The sequence below is a fragment of the Dyella jejuensis genome (genome assembly GCF_044904675.1).
Lineage (GTDB): Bacteria > Pseudomonadota > Gammaproteobacteria > Xanthomonadales > Rhodanobacteraceae > Dyella_B > Dyella_B jejuensis.
In genome coordinates this window covers 79,494-99,830 of record NZ_JADIKJ010000003.1, presented here as the reverse complement: position 1 = coordinate 99,830, position 20,337 = coordinate 79,494, and the positions used below count along the sequence as shown (strand labels likewise).

Genomic DNA, 20,337 nt, shown 5'->3' with positions numbered 1-20,337 from the left:
GCTGCGCGCATGACCCTCGCCTCGCCCACGTCCACTTAACCTCCTTGCTGCGCTTTGAATTCGGCATCCTTGGCCGCCGCGCGCTGCATGGCCGGACGCATGATCACGCGATCGATATAGGCGCGTATCTGCGGCGTCTCCGGTATCAGCTTGAACAACGTGATCCAGTGCAGGGCGCTGCCCCACAACACGTCGACGGCGGTGAAACGCCGGCCGAGCATGTAAGGTCCCGTGGCAAGCTGCGCACTGAGCGTGTGCACGACGTCTTCCCAGCTGCCGTAGGGCGAGGTGGACGGGGCCGCCGGTTCGCGTTGCAGCGAGCGATCGACGATGGCCGGCTCGAAGGACGAACCGTAATAGACCATCCAGCGAAGATAGGGACCGCGCAGTGGCTCGCCGATAGCCGGAGCGAGTCCGGCTTCCGCATAAAGGTCGGCCAGATACAGGAATACCGCTGGCTGCTCGGTGACCAGCGCATCGCCATGGCGGATCGCCGGCACTTTGCCCATCGGATTGATGGCCGTATAGGCGGCTTCGCGCTGTTCGCCGCTCTTGAGATTGAGCAGATGGAGCTCATAATCGGCGCCCAGTTCCTCAAGCAGCGCCAGTGTACCGCCGGAGCGACTGTTGGGCGCATGGAAAAATGTGATCTTCCGGTTCATGCGTGCTATCTCCACGCGGCGTTACAGAGGTCGTGGTTCAGCCGGCGTGGCTGACCCGTTGTCGTGCGACCGGCAGGACAGCTGATGCATGCTGCGGGAGCCGAATGGATCATCGGAGAGATCGCCTTCGCCGCTGGCCCGGGCGAAACGCATCGGGCCTGACCATCACGTCCCATTGCCGCGTCTTGGTGCAGATCGAACCATGGCAGCGCCCCGTTCCTTTGGCGCGATCGGTATCCTCGATCTTTGCGCACCGCAATGGCAACTGCCTTGATAGACCTTTCGCATGATGGCTTTCCGCAGGTGAATAAGAAATCGCGATCATTGACCGCTGTCGGAATCGTTCTTCGTTTCGACACTGCCCGGCAGATCCGGTATTGCGCACAGGCCCGCGGCCACGGCCGTTGCGGCTGCCAGCACTACGCGGCGACGGGATGGCTCGAAGGCTGGCGTCAGTTCGATGAGCTTGCCTTTCGCTGGCGGCTTTTCCGGCGGCGCCGGCAGGTGGTACTGGCCGTCCATGAGCAACCCTCGCAGGTACATCGGTCGATAGGCAGCCAAAACGCGATGGATGAAATGGTTCATGGCGGATACCTCAGGCGGCCTCGATCACTTCGGCGTTTTCCGTGGCGAACCACGGCGGCGGAACGGCTTGCTTGAACAGGCGGTACCAATGTTCCCGATCGCTGCGGCTGTAAAGATCCAGCGTGTGGATGATTTCGCGCGCGAATTCGATGCTGCCCAGATGGCTGGCAGTGATCACGCCGCCGTCGCTGACCGCAAGTACCTGGGCGTCATACTGTTCGTGGCCCGCATATCCGGGTACCTCGCGGCCGATCTGCCCCGGCCAGTTGCCGGTATGACGGCAATCATCGATCAATCCGGCACGGGCCAGCGCCAGCACGCCCTCGTCGATAGCCGCCACGGGTGCACCGGCCGCGTGGACGCTGCGCGCCAGCACCGCGACCTGCTCGATCTGCCTGGGCAGCCACAGGTGCCCGCCAGGCAACACCAACATGGCCGCGGTGCCCAGGTCGAGCCCATCCACGCGGTCATCGGGCATCACCCGCAGTCCGCTCATCGTCGTCACCGGTTCGCCGGTGAAACCGACTGTGCGCACTTCCCACTCCCCGGGGCGGCGAATCTCGGCCAGAGCCAACGCCACCTGCCAGTCCGCAACGCCATCGAAAACCAGCACAAAAACCCTGTCGCGCATGATCGTTCCTCCTTATCCGATGATGTGAGCTTGCGCGTCCGCTGCTGCCAGCGTGTTGTCAGCAGCAGCGTGGCGGCTGTTTCGGGCATGTGACTGGTTTCTGTAAGGCGGAGCCGGGAAAATGGCGGTCCCTTTGCCAGCAGGTTCGCCATGAAGCCCATTTCGCTGATCCAGTTCCTGATCGAGGAGCGCCGCGCCGGCCGCGTCAACGCCGAACTATCCCTGTTGATCGAAGTGGTCGCGCGCGCCTGCAAGCGCATTGCGGTAGCCACCAACAAGGGCGCGCTCGGCGGCGTGCTGGGCAACGCCGGCAGCGACAATGTGCAAGGCGAAGCGCAGAAGAAGCTGGATGTGATCTCCAACGAGATCCTGCTGGAAGCCAACGCCTGGGGCGGCCACCTGGCAGCCTGCGCGTCGGAGGAAATGGAAGATCCGCAGCCGATTCCCGACATGTACCCGAAGGGCAATCACCTGCTGTTGTTCGATCCGCTGGACGGCAGTTCGAACATCGACGTGAACATCTCGGTCGGCACCATCTTTTCCGTATTGCGCTGCCCGGATGGCGTTACCGAACCGAAGATGGAGCACTTCCTGCAACCCGGCACCACCCAGCTCGCCGCCGGTTACGTGGTCTACGGTCCGGCAACCCTGCTGGTGCTCAGCTTCGGCCATGGCACGCACGAGTTCACGCTGGACCGCGAAGTAGGCAGTTTCCTGCTCAGCCGCCGCGATATCCGCATCCCGGAAGAAACCGGCGAGTTCGCCATCAACATGTCCAACCAGCGCCACTGGGAAGCGCCGATGCAGCGCTACATCGGCGAATTGCTGGCCGGCAAGGACGGCCCGCGCGGCAAGGATTTCAATATGCGCTGGGTCGCTTCGATGGTTGCCGACGTGCATCGCATCGTCACCCGCGGCGGCGTGTTCTTTTATCCACTCGACGCCAAGATCAAGGCCAAGGGCGGCAAGCTGCGGCTGATGTACGAAGCGAACCCGATGGCCTTGATCATCGAGCAGGCGGGTGGCGCCGCCACCACCGGCCGCGAACGCATCCTCGAACTGCAACCCACTGGACTACACCAGCGCGTACCCGTATTCCTGGGCTCGAAGCAGGAAGTCGAAGTCGCCACCCGTTACCACTTGATGGCGGACGGAGCGCAAGCTTGAGCGATGCATGCGCCGGCTTGGCCGGCGCATGCTCTACCTCGAAAAGCTGATCGCGAATACGTCGCACGTTAGTGCCTGTCAGCCGCCCGGCAAGACGGCTCCGAAACATTGCTCGCTGAAAAGCGTCACCGCGGATGGCATTCGCTCCGTTTCTTCGGTCAGGCCCGGATGCGTGCAGTAGAACGCCTCGATCTGCGTAATCAGGCCATTATCGACTTGAAAGCGTTCGGCAATATGCACCGTGGCGACATGCACGCCAGTCAGCGGTACCGCGGTGTCGATGAGATAGAGGGCCATGGCGTTATCGCCATCGACAAACCAGCGCACATCGCGGATACCGCTGATAAGCAGGAATTGCGGATTGGTCTGCAGGTCGTTGGCGATCTGTGCACCGCTATCGCCCGTGTCTACGCCGTTTTCCGTGCGGGTAGCGCCTGCCGCGAGGAGTACCTGGGCCGCGTTATGTGAAACGAGCGCGTTGAGATAAGTGGTCGCCGCGGCGATGACACACGTGCGAGATGTATCGGTACAACCTGGGCTTTCCTGGGCCTGCAATACGCCTGTTCCCGCCAGGACCATGGCCGTGGCGAACGCAGGCCAGCAAAGCGCAGTTTTGGAAAAGGACCTATACCGACTGACACATCCATCGACAGCTGCTGACATGGCCTTGTCCTCCAGTGGTATTTCAGCCCCCTGATCCTTCCAGAGCCTAGCCAGCCTCGCAGTCATATTCTGTGGCACGAACCGCAGCGCACGGTCTAGCGTGGCAGTACTTATCCGGTTGCTGCCGACGCTGCAGGCGCGGCGGTAACTTCGCCATAACGCCGCTGCCGCATCCACTTCGTAACGATCCATTTTTCGCCACGGGTTACTGGCGAACCGCCGTGCAAGGTGAGGCGATCGAGCTGGTTTTGGCTATTGGTGTATTCGAAATAGACGGCCGAACCTTTCTTGGGCACCACTTCCAGGCCGATTTCCGGAAAGATGGTGGTGCCACCTGCCTCCACTTCGTTCAAGTACATCACCATGGTGGAGATGCGTTGGCCGCCGATGGTCATTTGCACGTGGCTGCCGGGTTCTTCGGGCGGAAAGTAATCGAAGTGCGGCTTGTATTCGCCGCCGATGCCGTAATGCAAGATCTGCAACCCCTCGCCGTGATCGACGGGCCAGTTCATCACTTCCGAGATGCGGCGGTCGAGGCGGGCGATGAAAGGATCCGCGTTGAGGGCGAAGAAGGTGCCTTCGCTGCTGCGGTCGGCGATCACTTCATGCTTGCCGCTGATCGGGTCGACGGTAGTGGAACGACGCATCTTGTCGGCGGAGCGGCGGATGAGTTCGTCGCACTCGTCTTCGCTCAGCACGCCATCGAGTACCGCGATGAGCGGACGGTTGACGCGCATGACCACGCGCACCTCGCGATCGGAGGTTCGGATCAGGTTACCGGCGTGAAGGCGCGGCGTTTCGTAAACGTAACCGCTGGCAGCCTTGGGTTGCACTTCCAGTGGTGCCGCGACAGGGCCGTTGCTGGTCATCACGCCGTTGACCGCGGCGCGCGCGAAAACCGGATCGAAGCGGTTGCGTACCATGTCTTCGATCAGCGACTGCGGCGCACAGCCGCGCGCCAGGTTTTCACGGATCCAGTTGTGCCATTCCGGCGCCAGGTGCGTGATCGCATTCATCAGCAGACTCTCCCCGGTCCACAGTGTGTGTCGATTCGATAAGCGGACATCGCCTCGCCGATCCTGGCAGGACGGCGCCGAAGCGATTGTGAACCTGTTTGGTGTTGCATAGGAGCGCGCCTCGCTTCCGACGAGCGCAGGAGCGCCGTCATGGTTGGCGCGGTGCCTTTTATCCTGGTTTCCCCAGGGCTGCTCGCACGGTTCGCGTGGCCTGCGGCGGAAGCTGCTGGCTCGCCAGAGCAGGAAGGGCGTGCATGACGTCCATACACGACCGAGGGATGACGCCGTCTGGGCGAGCCAACGACGCTGGCCCGGGTTATAGCGTTGCGTGGCCGCCATGACAGCCAACGCTAACGCGGCTATGCGAATCGTGCCAACAGGCGCTAGGCCAGGCCGTGGCTGCGCAGCAATGCTTCCGGCTCCGGCTTGCGGCCGCGGAAGGCGACGAAACTTTCCAGCGCCGGGCGGCTGGCGCCCACGGCCAGGATTTCGCGCCGGAAGCGCTCGCCGGTGGCCGGGTTGATCACGCTGCCGCCGTTGACCGCGCCTTCTTCGAACGCCCCGAACGCATCCGCGCTGAGCAGTTCCGCCCACAGGTAGCTGTAGTAGCCCGCGGCGTAGCCGCCGGCGAAGATGTGGCTGAAGGCATGCGGAAAGCGCTGCCAGGCCGGCGGGTGCAGTACGGCCACTTCGCAACGCGCTTGTTCCAGCACTTCGAGCGTGCGAGCGCCCTTGGCGGGGTCGTACTCCAGGTGCAGCAGGAAGTCGAACAGGGCGAACTCCAGCTGACGCACGAGGAACAGGCCGGCGTGGAAATGGCGGGCCGCGAGCATGCGCTCGAACAATTCGTCCGGCAGGCGCTCGCCGGTTTGCCAATGCCGGGCGAACAGATCCAGTGCTTCGCGGTTCCAGCCAAAGTTCTCCATGAACTGGCTGGGCAATTCCACCGCATCCCATTCCACGCCATCGATGCCGCCGACCGAGGGCAGCGGCACTTCGGTCAGCAAGTGGTGGAAACCATGGCCGAATTCATGGAACAGGGTCAGTGCGTCATCGTGCGTAAGCAGCGCGGGGCGCCCTTCCGTCGGCGGCGCGAAATTGCAGGTCAGGTAGGCCACCGGCAACTGCAACCGGCTGCCGTCGTCGAAGCGCGCGCGGCACACGTCCATCCACGCACCGCCGCGCTTGCCGCTGCGCGCGTAAAGATCGATGTAGGCACCGGCAAAGACCCGGCCATCGGCGTCGGTCACGTCGTAGTAGCGCACATCCGGATGCCATACGTCGACGCCTTCGCGTGGCGTCAAGGTAATGCCGTAGAGCTTGTGTACCAGGCCGAACAGCCCATCGATGACCGCGGGCAAGGGGAAATACGGCTTGAGCTGTTCCTCGTCCAGCGCGTACTGCTGCTGGCGCAATTTTTCGGAAGCGTAGGCCACGTCCCAGGATTCGAGATTGTCCAGCTGGAGTTCGGCCGAGGCGAAATCGCGCAACGCGGCAAGTTCCTGTTGCGCTACCGGCCGGGCGCGCGCGGCAAGATCGCGCAGGAACGCCAGCACGTCGTCGGGGGCACCGGCCATCTTGGTGGCCAGCGATTCCTGCGCAGCGTTGGCAAAGCCGAGCAGCTGTGCCGCTTCATGGCGCAAGGCCATGATTTTCTCGATGCGCACGGTGTTGTCGTATTTGCCGGCATGCGGTCCCTGGTCGGACGCGCGTGTCTGGTAGGCCCAGTAGACGCGCTCGCGCAAGCTACGGTTGTCGGCGTAGGTCATCACCGCCTGCACGCTGGGTTGCTTGAGCGTAACGAGATAGCCGTCCAGCTCCTGCTCCTTGGCATATTGGCGCAGCACCGCGCGGCCGGATTCCGGGATGCCGGCCAGGTCGCGTTCGTCGGTGATGTGTTCATGCCAGGCGTCGGTAGCATCGAGCACGGCGTTGGAAAATTCAGTGGAAAGCTTGCTCAGTTCCACGCCGATTTCGCGGAAGCGCGAACGCGCCAGTTCTTCCAGCGCCACCCCGGACAGCCGGAAATCGCGCAGGGCATGTTCGACCAGGGCCTTCTGGGCAGGGGACAGCGTGGCGAACGCCGGTGCATCCGCGACGGCTTGCACCGCCGCGTAGAGATCGCGGTTCTGCCCGACTTCGATCGCATGGTCGGTGAGTTTTTCCTCGGCCGGGGCGTACACGCTGCGCAATGCTTCGCTGTCGGCCACCGAATGCAGATGCGAGACCGGCGACCACGCTTGGGCAATGCGCTGTTCCAGCCGTTCCTGGGGCAGCATCACGGCAACGAAATCGCGTGGTGCGCCGGGCACGGTCAACGCGGCCAGGCCGGCACGGCTTTCGGCCAGCAGGGCATCGATGGCCGGCGCCACATCCTCCGGCTTGATCCGGGAAAACGGCGGCAGCGCGGTATCGGCGAGCAGGGGGTTGTCTTGGTTCATGGAAAACTCCTTCAGGACCGACAGCGTGCTGGCGGCATGCACCGAAATCAAGCGGGGGAGCGTGGATGCATCGGGTGTCATCGCCGGCGTCGTACTATCGCGCGCATGCTGCCCGACGACACTGCCGCCCTGATCGGCCGCATCCCGCTGTTTGCGCTGCTGGACGATGCGCAACGCGCGACGCTGGCCGCGCATCTGCGCTGGATCTGCCTGCCCGGTGGACAATACCTGTTCAAGGCCGGCGAAGTGGCCGAGGCGCTGTACCTGCTGCGCAGCGGCAGCCTGGGCGTGTTCGATGGGCCGGCCGACCTGGTGCGCCAGGTTTCCGCGGACGATTGCGTGGGCGAGATCGGCCTGCTCAGTGGCGAGGCTTTGCGTTACAGCGTGCGGGCCCTGCGCGATTGCGAATTGTTGCGGCTGGATCGCGAGGTCTTCGAGCATCTGGTCGAGCGCCATCCGCGCGCCATGCTCGGCGTCGCGCGACAGGCGATGGATCGGCTGATACGTCGCGAGCGACATGTCGAACTGCCGGACAAGCCACGCACCTTCGCGATCTTGCCGGTCGATCGCGACGTGCCGGTGCGCGGCCTGGCGATCCAGTTGGCGCAGGCGCTGGAAGCCTACGGCAGTTGCATGGTGGTCGATGCCGAGCACGGCGCCAGCCGCGGCAGCGATTGGTTTGCCGAGCGCGAGGCGCACGTGCGTTTCGTGATCTACCTGGACGACAACGGCGATGCTTCATGGCGGCTGCGCTGCCTGCGCCAGGCCGATGTGCTGTTGCTGCCCGCGCTGGCGGCGCAACCGGCACGTCCCTGGCCCGAGGCCGCGCCGGGACATCCGGCGCGCGTGCGGCACCGTCCGCGCCATCTGCTGCTGATCCATCCCGCACATCGGGTCCTGCATGGAGCGGCCCGGCGCTGGCGCGCACCATTCAGCGGCGAACTGCAGCATCACCACATCTGCGGCGAAGGCGACATTCCCCGGATTGCGCGACTGATCAGCGGCCATGCCCGCGGCCTGGTATTGGCCGGCGGCGGCGCGCGTGGCCTGGCACACCTGGGCGCGTTGCGTGCGTTGCGCGAGGCCGGTCATGACTTCGACGCGATCGGTGGCACCAGCATCGGCGCCATCATCGGTGCAGGCGTGGCCAACCTGTGGAGCATCGAGCAGATGATGCGCGTCTATTACGAAGCCTTCGTGCGCGGCAAGCCGCTGTCGGACTGGACGTTGCCAATGGTCGCGCTGACCCGTGGCCGGCGCGCGGCGATCATGCTGCGGCAGGCGTTCGGCGCCATCGATATCGAAGACCTGGAACGGCCGTTCTTCTGCGTCTCGACCAACCTTTCGGGCGAGGGCCGGGTTGTGCATCGGCACGGGCCGCTTTGGCTGTGGTTGCGTGCGACGAGCTCGATACCCGGCATCTTGCCGCCCGTGCTGCACCATGGGCATGTCTATGTGGACGGCGCCCTGGTCGACAACCTGCCTACCGATGTGATGGCGCAGGATGGTGTCGCGCATATCACCGCGGTAAGCATTCGCGCGGATATCGCATTGCGCGCCCAGGCCGAGGAGTTCGCCACGCCGCCCTGGTGGCGGCTGTGGTGGCGCCAGCGCCGCGGCACCGGCTGGCCCGGCCTGGTGTCCACGTTGACCCGTGCCGCGATGGTCAACAGCGAGGCGACCGGCGAACATTGCCGCGAACGCGCGGATCTGCTGATTACTCCGCCACTGGAACATGTCGGCATGCTCGACTGGCGCGATTGGCAGCTGGCCGTGGATTCCGGCTACCGGGAAACCTTGCGCGTGCTGGAAGCGCGCGAGCAGTCCACGCTGCCGTGCAAGGACGCGGACGCTGCGGTCGAAGGCTAGGGATGCTCTATTCGCGTGGCCGCGTTAGCGTGCGTGGCGCTCAGATGGTAGCGCTCGGTGCAGGTTTGCTGGCTGCCAAGGCAAACTGCGCGCCAGCGCATGGCGGCCACGCCACGCTAACCCGACAGGCCGGGTGTTTGCCCGCCGGAGTGCGTCATCAATCGTTCGTGTAGCGACGTACACGCCCCTCGCTCTTGCTTGTCTGGCGGGCAAACCGCTATCGGCGCAGGCCACGCGAACAGCATGAACAGGCCCTAGAATGGACGCATGAATCCTTTGCGCAGTTTCAAGGGCATCGTGCCCACCCTCGGCGCTCGCGCCTATGTCGATCCGGCCGCCACCGTGATCGGCGACGTGGTGCTCGGCGACGACGTATCGATCTGGCCCGGCGCGGTCTTGCGCGGCGACGTCCACTACATCCGCATCGGCGCGCGCAGCAATGTGCAGGATGGCGCCGTAGTGCACGTTACGCATGACGGCCTGTACTCGCCGGGCGGATTTCCTACCATCGTCGGCGAAGGCGTCACGATCGGCCACGGCGCGGTTGTCCACGCCTGCACGATCGAGGATTACTGCCTGATCGGCATGCACGCCACCGTGCTCGATGGCGCGGTGGTAAGGAAACACGGTTTCGTCGGCGCCGGCAGCCTGGTGCCGCCGGGCAAGGTGGTTGGCGAAGGCGAGCTATGGCTGGGCAATCCGGCGCGATGTGTGCGAAAGCTTACCGATAGGCAGATCGAGCAGTTGCGCTATTCGGCCGATCACTACGTGCGCCTGAAAGATGGCTATATCTGTCAAATCGGGCTAAACGCAGGCCAATAGTGGCGCAACCGCTGAACGCCGTTTTTAGCGGGTCAAATCCTGGCCTCATAACATCGTCATTGATCTGTTTGTAGTCAAACTGAAAGAAAGTAGTCATCCTTCACTCACCCTGCTTCAGGGATCAGATATCGATTACTCGGCCATTACTTACATTAAAAATAGCCATCTAACGGATGGACTGAGCGGTGATCTTGCGAAATTATCATTTTCGACCCTAAGGGACGAGAATTTGCATGACAGCTCCCATATCCAAGAAACTCGGCATACAGGATTTTCATACAACAATCGAAAGCAAAATCGATTGTGATAATCCATATGATCCAAGCTGGATTTTTAGCTGCAAAGCCACCTTATGTGATCTCTGTGACAGTGGCGCGATTGAGCAATTTATAAATAAATCGCTAAAACATCTTATCAGTGGCCCCAAAGCCGACGATCCAAGATGGTTAGACACAGGTGTGACATTGACATCTGGAAAGACCTGGACGCTCAGGCTGACCATATACGACAATCAAGCATCAGGCATCTATTCGTTCCCGCACGTCGGCCTTATCAGAAACTTAGGCGACGTTGCGTACTCTTACCTTTTATATGAACTCCCGAAAAATTATATTAATGATCAATTCCAAAAAGAGGCGCAACTCGGACAAAGCCATACCATCGAAATGCCCCCAAAAGGATTGGCATGCATAGATGGTCGAATGCATGCATTAGACGTTTCAGTTAATCGGCCTTCCGCAACTTTACGGCTTTATGCTCACCTGCCCTTAACGTTGCAATGGAAGTTCAACCGCAAAAGCCTAAAAGCGGAAGAGGCGTTCGCTGGACAAATTGATAGCTCGGAGCTCGTGTCACTGACAAGCGCCATTGGTGCAATTGGCGGAGCATGCAGCTCGCTTCTGTTAGAAGAACTTGCGCAGCATCCCGTTCATTTTGTTCGATGGTCTGCCATCAAGAACCTTGCGCGGCTTTCACCAACGAAAGCGATAGAGCTCATTCGAGCAGCTCTTGTGGATGTACATCCGGATGTTCGAAATGCAGCCAAGCGTTCAATTGCAAACATCGACAAGGCGGTGAGCTGATGGCTATCACATTAGAGACTTCCCCGTGCTCCATCTTATCGCTCGAAGAATATATCGAATACATCGATCGATTTGTAGATGTTCGAGACTTTGAAAGCATCGTGGAATCCGGCCATCAACTTGCACGGCTCGCTCTAAATCAAGGCTTGGTCCAGAACGCCTTGAACGATGCCGTGCGGGGCTTCCTCGATAAAACGCAGAGATTGGCTTATACACCGCAGTCGTTCATTTTTGGTCGAACTCGAGACTGCTATATACGAGGCAATATTTGGCCAAAAACTCAAATTGACGACTCAAAAAGGAGCCGAGAAGCCGAATTATATTCTTACTTAATGTCGCATAATCATTCATTTGATTTTGTGACCTGTGGCTACTTTGGACCCGGATATACGACTCGCATTCTAGAAGTGGATCCTGATCTCATTACCGGAGATCTCGATGAATTTGTAGAGTTAAATTTCCTGGAAGAGACAACCCTTCCAATCGGAAAGGTAATGATCTATCGAGCGTACAGAGACGTACACACGCAATTCCCTCCTCCAGAACTCTCCATATCCCTAAATTTGATGTGCCTCAATGGACACGATCTAAATGCCGAGCAGTACTTCTTTAACGAACAAACTGGACGCATTATAGGTTACCCGAAAGAGGGTCTCGTTTCTCGCAGGGCCAAGCTAGTTGAACTGGCTTCATTAATTGGAAATGACGAAACGTTTGAAATCTTAATCGATATCGCCGTTAAGGATAATAATATTAGGACTAGGCGAGAGGCCATTAATGGAATTGCGACAGGCCGTCCAGATTTAATGGAGAATTTGTACGCAAAGCTGGGTGTCCGCCCAGATCATCAAACTAAACTTCTCTTGAGCCATATCGACTTACTTTTGGAGTCCTAGAAAATTGCACGTATTCGAGGGCGCGTGCATGCCGGTGACATCTCGCTCACTGTAAAGCAATGGTTTTCATTACAGAACAGGTGGCGCGGAGTTATGCCCTTTAAACGAGAGAGAAATTACATGAACAATGTAAGTACACTAATCGTTGATCTTGAAAATCCCATTCATTCTGTTGGCGAATCGGATGCCGTCGGAGGGCCGCTCTGTGTAGGAGTGGTGGTTGTAGCTGTTCTCTATTCTAGTGCTGCGAACTAAGGCAAAAGGAATATTGGGAGATTGTTGAAGTTGAATATTTTTTTGCAATCCGGCAATCCGTTAGTTCGCGCAGATCAGCTTGCACTCAAAAATACACTTAAGCGTTGGTCAACAGAGCCGGGCGGAAGGTCTTACCGCTTCATGCTATTTTTCATTTTTGCGCTTGCAACCTTCGCGATTTTTTTTGCCGTCTGTAACCAGCTCAGAAGACTTAGCGCCGATCAATTAGAGCTGCTCGCATGGTATTCTGGCGCCATATTTTTTTTCGCCATGCATCACATTACTAGCCAATCAATTCGACACGCGATAACGCGATGTTATGGTCAGTGGACGAATGCATTGGAGATTAGTGACGAGCAACGTGCGTCCGCCTCATTTTTCTTTGCATTGCGAAATTACCTTTTTAATCTTACTGCCTTGGGAATCGTGGCGGCTATTGCTTACGGAACCATCCCTGCTTTTCGTGCCCTATACGTCTTTCTAATTTGGTTTTTTTCTGCTGTAAGCGGAAGTTTTTCTGGTGTTGAACATCACCGTCGACAAATTATGCGCTATATCCGCGAACATAACCTGCTTTCCTTTAATTCCGGGATAATTTTCTGGGCGTCGTCCGCATCATTCGTAACGAATGATCAGTCTGCATCAATATTTAAAGATCATAAATCACTAAATTTTTCTTTCTTGGAACATCGCCGTGGCAAGTGGCTGGGAAAATGGCAATATCGTCTTGCATTCGCAACGCGGAATCTTGCAATGTACTGGGTTTATGGGTTGTTGGTCCTTGGTAGTGCAACACTAGTAGACTTCTGCTACGAAACGGATCTCGCCACTGTTGCAGCTGGCGCTCTTTTTTCGCACATGATGTTCATGGTTATATTTAGCCTCGAGCCATGGAATAATCCATCGGTCGTTACTAGCCCTATCGACTTCTCAACGCTATTAGCTGTATCGATCAAAACACCGTTGATTGTTTCTCTGATCGTATACCTGATGTTCGCTTTCGTCGGTCTTTTGATACGACCGGCCTCACCCATCGTTATGATGATAATGGCGGCTATCCTCATAGCGGCCAATGCTCTATTTGCTCTCTGTCTGGCGACTTCTAGAAAATCAAGATTAAGAGGAAATTTAATGTATTTGTCGGCGACTTTACTACTTGCCATGTCCATACAAGTAGTTGGTATTTTTGGTTTGCTGTCGTTCCCTGTAATCGCAGCATTGCTTTATCGGCTGGGGCGTGAACGTTATGTCTGCATCTAATCTTATCGTAGCCGCCGATATTTCGGTTTCATACGGTGAGCATGAGGTGCTGAAAAATGTTAGCTTGTGTTGTGGGTCTGGCAGCTGGGTGGGAGTTCTGGGTGCAAACGGTTGTGGCAAAAGCACTCTTCTGAGAGCTATTACAGGCCAAGTCCCGTTCAAAGAAGGGGATATTTCCATTAATGGGGTCAGCCTTAGCTTAGATCCTGTTCGAGCGAAATCGCAGTTTGGTTATGCGCTGGACTCAAGCGAGCTACCTAAAGAACTTACCGGACTTCAGTTTCTAGAATTAATGGCCTCCATCCGCAACGCGCTGCCGAACGATTTATCCGATCGATTGATCAAGGCGTTTCACGTCGAGCCATGGCTAAATGAGACCATCGGCCGTTACTCGTATGGCACACGTAAAAAAATCGGGATTCTGGGTGCTTTGATAGGTAATCCTTCTGTCCTAGTGCTGGATGAGTCTATCAATGGACTCGATCCGATGAGCGCGTGGCACCTTAAGCAGGTTATGGACGAGCTTGTCCGAGAAGGTTCGAAAACCGTGATCATGGCGACACATGCAATAGATGTCGTTTACGAATTTTGCTCTGATGCTTTGTTATTGCATGGAGGAGCTATTGTGCGGTCCTGGCATCTGCCTGATATTAAGAATGCAGGTATAACGCAGCGTCAATTCGAAGCTGAGGTGATGGGTATCATGTCGGAAGCCTCTGTTTAGCAGTCCCACGCGCGTATAAGCTTAGCCGCCTTCTTGTATTTATCCGCCTGCTGCCTGGATCCGCGCCGCCTCGGCTTCATGACGGCGGCGCTCGATCACGCGCTGCGCATCGAGCACGCCACCGAGCAGGGCGAGCTTGTAGTTGCGCGGGTCGTACATGCGCAGCAGGGAAAGTTCGCGCTGCGCCTCGTCGAGGTCGCCCGCGTTGATGGTGTTTTCCACGACGTCGCAGGCCGGCTTGAACGCATCGTGCAGGCGTTGCTGGGCCACCGCGTTATTCGGGTCGAGCTGCAACACGCTGAAGTAGAACTCGTAGACGTTGCTGCCGACCGGAGCGATCAGGTGCTGATCGCGATAGGCCGTGTCGGCCAGGCCCATCATCACGCCGACATCGCTGCCGTCATTGGCGGCATGACCGGCCGGTTGGCCACTTATCGACGCATGCGCCAACCAGAATCCGCCACCGGCGATCGCAACGATCGCGGCCGATGCGACAAAGAGCAATCCGCGCCGGTGCGGTGTGGTGGAAGGGGAAGGAGGCATGCTGACCCGCGCTGCATTGCATGGAAATGCAGCCGTCCGGGGATCAGGGCGGCTGCCGCTACCGCGCCAGCTTAATCATGCAATGTGTCAGCCCAATGACCCGGGCCATCGAATATGACAGTGCCCTCGCGACTTAGTGGAAATCGCCGCCAACGATGCGGCCGTCCTTATCCAGCTCCGGGAAAAAGCGGCTGTTGTCGTAGCGAATTTCCATCGTGCTGATCGTGCCCGGAAGCATCAGTTGCACGCCTGGGTACAACGCCTTGAACTGAGCCGCGGTGGGATGCGTGGCGATGAAGGACTCGAACGAAGCCACGTTGGTTACGCCGCCCTTGTCGACTCGTGTACCGTCCGGACGCGCGCCGCCGTGATGGCATCCGGCAAGGGCGACGGCCATGCCAAGGACGGTGAGGGCAAGCAGACGTGTACGCATATCGGTAGGGACTCCATCGAGCGAAGTGCTCTGTCATATACCGACAAAACTAACATGGCGACGCCTCCCCGGACTATCCGAGGAGGCATCGGCCATGCATTACCAGCCCAGCAACGTGTCGCCGAGGTAAGGCGAACCATCCGGATGGCTGAACCAGAACACTCGGTTACGCTGCCCCGGGCAGCCCTTCCCGCTGGTATAGGCGGTGACCACGTTGTTCGCTGAACTGACACTGCTGCGATAGCAACCACCCAGTGAATCCTTGAACGCAAACTCCTGCGTGGTCTGCTGGCCGCTGTGGCCGAGGATGTCGTAGCTGGCATCCAGGTCCAGCGTATCGACGCCCTCGACCTGATTGTGCACATCGGCCGAGTACAGCTTCAGTCCTTCGATGCTCAATGCCGTGTGTTGGTCGTAACCCTGGCGGATCGTGGTCAGGATGGTGGAATTGCCATTCGCCACCACCGCCTGATTGGATTCCACGTGCAGCGGGTAACTGAAACTTTCGTCGAACTCGCCGCTGACCAATGCGCCGATCGTGCTGCGGCTGCTGCCCTCCACCGTGGTCAGCTGGTCGCTGGTCTGGTCGTAGGTGGTGGGATTGATCGTAAAGCCTTGCGTGTCGGCGAATACCACCGTCTGGTTCACCGTGGTATCCACGCGGCCATGCGAGGTATTGACGTAGCCTTCGATTACGAAATGGCGGCTCAGGTTGGTGGTGATATCGCCGGTGACATCGCCAGACGGATCCTGGCTGAGCGTGCTGCCGATGGTCGGCGTCGGCGGCTGGTTGGCCAGCGTATTGCGCAGCACTTGTCCGCTGACCTGCTTGGCGCGGGCATCCTGGTAGACCAGCAGGCTGGCGGTGGCGGAAAAGTAGTTGTTGGCACCTTGCACGCTGACCGCAACCGTATGCGGCGAGCCGTTGCTAAGGATGCCGGCGAACGGCGTCAGGTCGACGCGGTAGGGCATGAAGTTGAGTGTCTGCACGCCGGGCGTGGGCTTCCAGATGAAAAGATCGACGCCGCCGGTGTAGATCCACGGATATACCGGCGCTACGCCGGCGGGCTGCCCGTCGATACTGATTTCGGCTTCACGGAAATTGCCGCCGCCGCACTCGCCCGTTTCACTGGTGTAGGCGTCTGGCACGCAGGTGTACCAGAACTCGTCGGCATTCTGGCTTTGCGTGAAGACATCCAGGTAGGCGCGCTCCACATTGCGTGGCAGGCTGAGCGTGGCCGCCAGCTGGCTGCTGGAATTATCCAGCTCGACCGTGCTGCCGATCGGATCGCTGCCAAGCGGGTACACCGCATCGGGCACCGCGGCGGCGGGCGCCAGCACGGACGCCGGATAGAACAGCAGCCGGGCGCTGCCATGGATCACACCGGTATAGGTGCTGTTGACGATATTGCCGATAAGCGCCTGTCCCTGGGCCGGATTGCGGAACAGGGCGCTGTAGTCGGTCAGGTCGCGCTCCACGTGCCAGCTTGGTGCAAGATCAGAAGCGGGCTCCTGGGTGGTGCCGAAGTAGAGGTTGACGCCGCCAAGGAACAAGGTGGCAGTGCGGTCGTACTGGACCCCGGCGGTCACCGAGAAATCCGCCTCCAGCACCACCTTGGACCAATGCGTACCGCAGCCCGCAGGCGGCGCATAGCTGTAAGGCCGCGGACTGAAATCATCGAAGGTGTCATTGCTGAAAAGCTGTACCACGCACGGCTGGCCCGGCGGACGCGGCACGGTTGGATCGGCGACGGTCACATTGGCCGAACCGACCGGATTGCTGCTGGCCGGCGCCGCTTGCGCCACCCCGGCAAAAAACAACGAAAGCCCGGCTGCGGCCAGGCACTGACTGAAACGCCCCATCGGCAACATTGCTCAACTCCCCGCAAGTGATGCCCCCTGTCCGACCACGCTAGCATGAGCCGGTATTGGAAATGCCAAACTGGCAGCTCAGGCGGCGCGGGCAGCGGCTTCCAGTCGCGCCAGCCACTGCAACGCGCGTTGGCTATCGTCGCCGCACATGGCCGGCTCGGCCTGCAGACGGGCGCACACTGCCGGACGACGCGGGTCGCCGAATAGCGCGCAACGGTTGTCGGCGGTCAGCTGGATACAGCGGATCCCGGCGGGCTTGCCGTGCGGCATGCCAGGAATGGATGAGCTGATGGACGGCGCGATGCAGCAAGCTCCGCAGCCGGCACGGCAACGCAGGCCCATGTCACGAACCCTGCGCGCGAAGCGACTGGTAGACCGGTTCGGTGTCGGGCCGCTTGCCGTGCCACAGTTCGAACGCATCGGCGGCGGTCTCGATCAACATGCCCAGGCCGTCATAGGCGTACAGCGCGTTGGCTGCGCGCGCCCAGGCGAGAAAGCCGACGGCGGATTTGCCATAGCCGAGGTCGTAGCAAAGCGCGCGCGAGGCGGCCAGCGAAAACGGCAAGGTAAACGACTGGCCGAGCGTGCCGGCCGAGGTGGCATTGACGATCAGGTCGTAGCTGCCGATGTTGCCAAGTTCTTCCCAGTAGCGCGTGTGCACGCGCGCCGGCTCGCCGATCGCATCGGCCAATGCGTCCGCCGCCGCGGGCGTGCGGTTGACGATGGTAAGCGTGGCCACGCCCGCATCGAACAGCGACCAGGCAACGCCCCGCGCCGCGCCGCCAGCACCGAGCATCAACGTGTCATGCCCACGCAGGTCGATGCCGTGACGTTCGGTGAGGTCGCGCACCATGCCGGCACCATCCGTGTTGTGCGCGACCAGGCCGCCATCGGGGCGCCGCGTCAGTACGTTGGCCGTGCCCACACGTGCGGCGGCTTGCGTGTGTTCGTCCGCCAGCGCAAACGCGGCGGCCTTGTGCGGCAGGGTGACGTTCGCGCCGCGACCGCCTTCGTGGTCGAAAAAGTGCTTCACCGCGTCCGCGAAGGTGGAGGGCGGGGCGTCGATGGTGCGATAAGCCAGTTCGATGCCGAATTGCCGCGCGAAGGCCTGATGGATCGGCGGCGAGAGGCTGTGCGCGATCGGGTGGCCAAAGACGGCGAACTGCAAGGGTGAGGACATGCGCGGCTCCTGCGTAGGCTTTTTATTGTAGGTGTTCGAAGCGCTCGGCGGCTCCAGGCCGCAGGTGGCAGCGCAAAATCAGGTCATCGCAAGCTATGAGACCGCCGCCGCGCAAGCTTGGCCCATCGCCTGCTCCGGAGTCTTCCATGCGCCCAGAAGCTACCGATGTCGACCGTCGTTCGCGGCTGCTTGCCCTTGCCTTGCTGTGGCTGCTGGCCGGCGGACTGCTGCTGACCAGCACGCTGGTGCCGGCGCATACCGAGTTGCTCGGCTGGGCGCCGCTGTTCTGGTTGCTATGGGCGCCGCTCGCGGTGGCGCTGACACTGCAGCCGGATCTGTTTCGCCAGTTGTGGCGCTTGCGCAGGCCACGCCGCCGCAACGCGCATCCGTTGATCTGGCACTGAAGGCCCGGTTCTCTTATCCGCCTGGCAGTGGAGCCGGTGCGGCCGGAGTGCCGCGCCCAGGGAACGTCCGTCGATCGATACAGGAGTGGTCGCGATCGGCGGCTTGCGCGAGGGAACGCGCAGCTTATTCCGGCCTGCCCATGGAAGGGCAGGCCGGAAAATCCCTACGGCCTTTGAGCCTTTCCGCCTAGGCGTTGATACCCAGTCGCTTGCGCTCCATGCGGCGCAGGAATTCCTGCATGATGCGCAGGTACAGGTCTTCGCCCAGGTACTTATCTTCCACGCCCGCGTCGATCGATGGATTGTCGTTCACTTCGATCACCACCGGCTTGTCGCCTACCTGCTTCAGGTCCACGCCGTACAGGCCATCGCCCACCGCACTGGTGGCCTTGAGCGCCAGCTTGACCACTTCAGCCGGCGCATCGCGGGCCGGAATGGTCTCGAAGCCGCCCGATTTGGCCGTGCCCTTGGCGCCATGGTTGTAGATCTGCCAATGGCCGCGCGACATGTAGTACTTGCACGCATACAGCGGCTCGCGATTCAACACGCCAATGCGCCAGTCGAACTCGGTATACACGAATTCCTGCACCAGCAGCAGCGCGCTGTGCTGGAATAGCTCGCCAGCGGCCTTCTCGAGCTGGTCCTCGCTTTCCACCTTGACCACGCCGCGCGAGAAAGAGCCATCGGGAATCTTCAGCACCAGCGGATAGCCGAGCTTGCCGGCGACCTCGCGCAAACCCTTGGTGTCGTCGCGATACAGAATTTCGGTGCGTGGCACGGCCAGTTTGCGCGACACCATCAAATCGTTGAGAAAGATCTTGTTCGTGCAGCGCAGGATCGAGCTGGGATCGTCGATCACCACCATGCCCTCGCGCTCGGCGCGATGCGCGAAACTGTAGGTGTGGTTGTCGCTGGCGGTGGTTTCGCGAATGAACAGCCCGTCGTATTCGGCCAGGCGCTGGTAATCGTTCTTGCCGATCGGATCGACTTCGATGCCCAATTCCTTGCCGGCACCAATGAAGGATTTCAGCGCCTTCTTGTTCGATGGCGGCATCGCTTCGTTGGGATCGACCAACATCGCCAGGTCATAACGGTACAGCCGCCTGGCACGGGGCTTGCGCCACAGTTTCTTGGAAAAGCGATCCAATTCGGTGGCGAAGGCGTCTTCTTGCGCGTCGTCCAGCGTATGCAGCCCCACCGGTTTGATCGAGCTGATCTGCCATACCCGTTCGCGCTCGAATTCGATGCGCAGCAAAGGGCATGGATACATTTCGAACACCTGCCGCGCCAGGTCTTGCAGCGCAGGGTAGGCGGTCTCGCCAAAGTACATCAGGATGCCGAAATCGGTCGTGTCACGACCGCCCGCGGGCAAGAAATGGGCGAGCTTGGCGTTGAGGTCGTCGATGGCCAGGCCGTAGAGCGAGCGGCGGCGCAGGTCGTTTACCGTGCGCACCGATGGCATCACGCGGTGTCCGCGCGCCTCGGCCAGCAAGGATACGTAGTAACCCGTACCCAGGTATTTGTAGCTGCGGCAGAGGTTGATGACATGGGTGCGCTCATCGTCGCCGCCCACCGGTTCGCGCAGGTAATCCATCGCGGTAACGACGTCGACGGACGGATAATAGGAGCCCCAATCGGAAGCTTTCTCGACGACGATGACGAGTCGGGTCATGACACCTCAGTAGACCGGCAGAAGAGACGTCGTCGCGTAGGGGAACGAGGCGGCGCAGCGCAAGGCGGCAGTGTCTTGCACCTCGGCGAGGTGCACAAGGGCAGGCACTGAAGCAGAACTAAATGCGTGGCGCGCGAATACCTGCGGACGCGACGCGGAT

The 20,337-nt window shown here is 60.1% G+C and carries 20 protein-coding genes; 8 read left to right on the top strand and 12 right to left on the bottom strand.

The window, feature by feature from the left end; genetic code table 11:
* Positions 1–35: 35 nt before the first annotated feature.
* The 3 genes from ISP15_RS04400 to ISP15_RS04390 form a co-directional block, all read right to left on the bottom strand.
* Positions 36–662 carry a glutathione S-transferase family protein gene (locus ISP15_RS04400; protein WP_404545516.1) on the bottom strand — a complete coding sequence of 209 codons (627 nt, stop codon included), beginning with the start codon at positions 660–662 and terminating at the stop codon, positions 36–38.
* A gap of 321 nt (positions 663–983) precedes the next feature.
* A complete protein-coding gene (locus tag ISP15_RS04395) occupies positions 984–1,247 on the bottom strand; it encodes a hypothetical protein (RefSeq protein WP_404545514.1) in 264 nt (87 codons plus the stop codon).
* Between the two features lie 10 nt (positions 1,248–1,257).
* Positions 1,258–1,878: a DJ-1/PfpI family protein gene (locus ISP15_RS04390; RefSeq protein WP_404545512.1), complete on the bottom strand. Its 621-nt coding sequence runs from the start codon at positions 1,876–1,878 to the stop codon at positions 1,258–1,260.
* A 150-nt stretch (positions 1,879–2,028) separates the two neighbouring features.
* On the opposite strand from ISP15_RS04390, the gene ISP15_RS04385 reads away from it, so the two are divergent.
* A complete protein-coding gene (locus tag ISP15_RS04385) occupies positions 2,029–3,045 on the top strand; it encodes a class 1 fructose-bisphosphatase (RefSeq protein ID WP_404545510.1) in 1,017 nt (338 codons plus the stop codon).
* Positions 3,046–3,123: 78 nt separating this feature from the next.
* On the opposite strand, the gene ISP15_RS04380 is transcribed toward ISP15_RS04385, so the two are convergent.
* From ISP15_RS04380 to ISP15_RS04370, 3 genes are all read right to left on the bottom strand, one after another.
* Positions 3,124–3,624, bottom strand: coding sequence for a nuclear transport factor 2-like protein (locus ISP15_RS04380; RefSeq protein WP_404545508.1), 501 nt, complete (start codon positions 3,622–3,624; stop codon positions 3,124–3,126).
* A 194-nt stretch (positions 3,625–3,818) separates the two neighbouring features.
* Positions 3,819–4,724 (bottom strand): 2OG-Fe(II) oxygenase, encoded by a 906-nt coding sequence (locus ISP15_RS04375; RefSeq protein WP_404545507.1) that lies wholly within the window; start codon positions 4,722–4,724, stop codon positions 3,819–3,821.
* A 383-nt stretch (positions 4,725–5,107) separates the two neighbouring features.
* On the bottom strand, positions 5,108–7,165 hold the full coding sequence (locus ISP15_RS04370; RefSeq protein ID WP_404545506.1) for a M3 family metallopeptidase: 2,058 nt from the start codon (positions 7,163–7,165) through the stop codon (positions 5,108–5,110).
* A 105-nt stretch (positions 7,166–7,270) separates the two neighbouring features.
* Between ISP15_RS04370 and ISP15_RS04365 the strand changes: the two genes are divergently transcribed.
* The 6 genes from ISP15_RS04365 (at position 7,271) to ISP15_RS04340 (ending at position 14,073) form a co-directional block, all read left to right on the top strand.
* A complete protein-coding gene (locus ISP15_RS04365) occupies positions 7,271–9,034 on the top strand; it encodes a patatin-like phospholipase family protein (RefSeq protein WP_404545505.1) in 1,764 nt (587 codons plus the stop codon).
* Positions 9,035–9,301: 267 nt separating this feature from the next.
* The gene (locus tag ISP15_RS04360; RefSeq protein ID WP_404545503.1) at positions 9,302–9,856 is read left to right on the top strand and encodes a gamma carbonic anhydrase family protein; all 555 of its coding nucleotides are present in this window, start codon (positions 9,302–9,304) and stop codon (positions 9,854–9,856) included.
* A 233-nt stretch (positions 9,857–10,089) separates the two neighbouring features.
* On the top strand, positions 10,090–10,938 hold the full coding sequence (locus tag ISP15_RS04355) for a HEAT repeat domain-containing protein (protein ID WP_404545502.1): 849 nt from the start codon (positions 10,090–10,092) through the stop codon (positions 10,936–10,938).
* The gene (locus ISP15_RS04350; RefSeq protein WP_404545501.1) at positions 10,938–11,834 is read left to right on the top strand and encodes a hypothetical protein; all 897 of its coding nucleotides are present in this window, start codon (positions 10,938–10,940) and stop codon (positions 11,832–11,834) included. The genes ISP15_RS04355 and ISP15_RS04350 overlap by 1 nt, the downstream gene beginning before the upstream one ends.
* Positions 11,835–12,119: 285 nt before the next feature.
* Complete coding sequence (locus tag ISP15_RS04345; RefSeq protein WP_404545500.1) at positions 12,120–13,349, top strand: hypothetical protein; 1,230 nt, start codon at positions 12,120–12,122, stop codon at positions 13,347–13,349.
* The gene (locus tag ISP15_RS04340; protein WP_404545498.1) at positions 13,336–14,073 is read left to right on the top strand and encodes an ABC transporter ATP-binding protein; all 738 of its coding nucleotides are present in this window, start codon (positions 13,336–13,338) and stop codon (positions 14,071–14,073) included. The genes ISP15_RS04345 and ISP15_RS04340 overlap by 14 nt, the downstream gene beginning before the upstream one ends.
* A 39-nt stretch (positions 14,074–14,112) precedes the next feature.
* On the opposite strand, the gene ISP15_RS04335 is transcribed toward ISP15_RS04340, so the two are convergent.
* The 5 genes from ISP15_RS04335 to aroE all read right to left on the bottom strand — a co-directional run bounded on the left by ISP15_RS04335 (position 14,113) and on the right by aroE (position 18,101).
* Positions 14,113–14,616: a hypothetical protein gene (locus ISP15_RS04335; protein ID WP_404545496.1), complete on the bottom strand. Its 504-nt coding sequence runs from the start codon at positions 14,614–14,616 to the stop codon at positions 14,113–14,115.
* A gap of 133 nt (positions 14,617–14,749) precedes the next feature.
* Positions 14,750–15,049, bottom strand: a complete 300-nt coding sequence (locus tag ISP15_RS04330; RefSeq protein WP_404545495.1) for a hypothetical protein — start codon at positions 15,047–15,049, stop codon at positions 14,750–14,752.
* 99 nt (positions 15,050–15,148) lie between these two features.
* A complete protein-coding gene (locus tag ISP15_RS04325; protein ID WP_404545494.1) occupies positions 15,149–16,921 on the bottom strand; it encodes a peptide-N4-asparagine amidase in 1,773 nt (590 codons plus the stop codon).
* A 78-nt stretch (positions 16,922–16,999) separates the two neighbouring features.
* A complete protein-coding gene (locus tag ISP15_RS04320) occupies positions 17,000–17,263 on the bottom strand; it encodes a YkgJ family cysteine cluster protein (protein WP_449757813.1) in 264 nt (87 codons plus the stop codon).
* 1 nt (position 17,264) lies between these two features.
* Entirely contained in the window at positions 17,265–18,101 is an 837-nt protein-coding gene (aroE, locus tag ISP15_RS04315; protein WP_404545493.1) for a shikimate dehydrogenase, read from the bottom strand.
* A 146-nt stretch (positions 18,102–18,247) separates the two neighbouring features.
* On the opposite strand from aroE, the gene ISP15_RS04310 reads away from it, so the two are divergent.
* A complete protein-coding gene (locus ISP15_RS04310) occupies positions 18,248–18,505 on the top strand; it encodes a hypothetical protein (RefSeq protein ID WP_404545492.1) in 258 nt (85 codons plus the stop codon).
* Between the two features lie 187 nt (positions 18,506–18,692).
* Here ISP15_RS04310 and ISP15_RS04305 read toward each other — a convergent pair whose 3' ends face one another.
* Positions 18,693–20,177 (bottom strand): RimK family protein, encoded by a 1,485-nt coding sequence (locus tag ISP15_RS04305; protein ID WP_404545490.1) that lies wholly within the window; start codon positions 20,175–20,177, stop codon positions 18,693–18,695.
* Between the last annotated feature and the right edge of the window lie 160 nt (positions 20,178–20,337).

Coding starts and splice junctions, on each gene's coding strand:
- ISP15_RS04400 (WP_404545516.1), bottom strand. CDS start 662: ATGAACCGGAAGATCACATTTTTCCATGCGCCCAACAGTCGCTCCGGC.
- ISP15_RS04395 (WP_404545514.1), bottom strand. CDS start 1,247: ATGAACCATTTCATCCATCGCGTTTTGGCTGCCTATCGACCGATGTAC.
- ISP15_RS04390 (WP_404545512.1), bottom strand. CDS start 1,878: ATGCGCGACAGGGTTTTTGTGCTGGTTTTCGATGGCGTTGCGGACTGG.
- ISP15_RS04385 (WP_404545510.1), top strand. CDS start 2,029: ATGAAGCCCATTTCGCTGATCCAGTTCCTGATCGAGGAGCGCCGCGCC.
- ISP15_RS04380 (WP_404545508.1), bottom strand. CDS start 3,624: ATGGTCCTGGCGGGAACAGGCGTATTGCAGGCCCAGGAAAGCCCAGGT.
- ISP15_RS04375 (WP_404545507.1), bottom strand. CDS start 4,724: ATGAATGCGATCACGCACCTGGCGCCGGAATGGCACAACTGGATCCGT.
- ISP15_RS04370 (WP_404545506.1), bottom strand. CDS start 7,165: ATGAACCAAGACAACCCCCTGCTCGCCGATACCGCGCTGCCGCCGTTT.
- ISP15_RS04365 (WP_404545505.1), top strand. CDS start 7,271: ATGCTGCCCGACGACACTGCCGCCCTGATCGGCCGCATCCCGCTGTTT.
- ISP15_RS04360 (WP_404545503.1), top strand. CDS start 9,302: ATGAATCCTTTGCGCAGTTTCAAGGGCATCGTGCCCACCCTCGGCGCT.
- ISP15_RS04355 (WP_404545502.1), top strand. CDS start 10,090: ATGACAGCTCCCATATCCAAGAAACTCGGCATACAGGATTTTCATACA.
- ISP15_RS04350 (WP_404545501.1), top strand. CDS start 10,938: ATGGCTATCACATTAGAGACTTCCCCGTGCTCCATCTTATCGCTCGAA.
- ISP15_RS04340 (WP_404545498.1), top strand. CDS start 13,336: ATGTCTGCATCTAATCTTATCGTAGCCGCCGATATTTCGGTTTCATAC.
- ISP15_RS04335 (WP_404545496.1), bottom strand. CDS start 14,616: ATGCCTCCTTCCCCTTCCACCACACCGCACCGGCGCGGATTGCTCTTT.
- ISP15_RS04330 (WP_404545495.1), bottom strand. CDS start 15,049: ATGCGTACACGTCTGCTTGCCCTCACCGTCCTTGGCATGGCCGTCGCC.
- ISP15_RS04325 (WP_404545494.1), bottom strand. CDS start 16,921: ATGTTGCCGATGGGGCGTTTCAGTCAGTGCCTGGCCGCAGCCGGGCTT.
- ISP15_RS04320 (WP_449757813.1), bottom strand. CDS start 17,263: ATGGGCCTGCGTTGCCGTGCCGGCTGCGGAGCTTGCTGCATCGCGCCG.
- aroE (WP_404545493.1), bottom strand. CDS start 18,101: ATGTCCTCACCCTTGCAGTTCGCCGTCTTTGGCCACCCGATCGCGCAC.
- ISP15_RS04310 (WP_404545492.1), top strand. CDS start 18,248: ATGCGCCCAGAAGCTACCGATGTCGACCGTCGTTCGCGGCTGCTTGCC.
- ISP15_RS04305 (WP_404545490.1), bottom strand. CDS start 20,177: ATGACCCGACTCGTCATCGTCGTCGAGAAAGCTTCCGATTGGGGCTCC.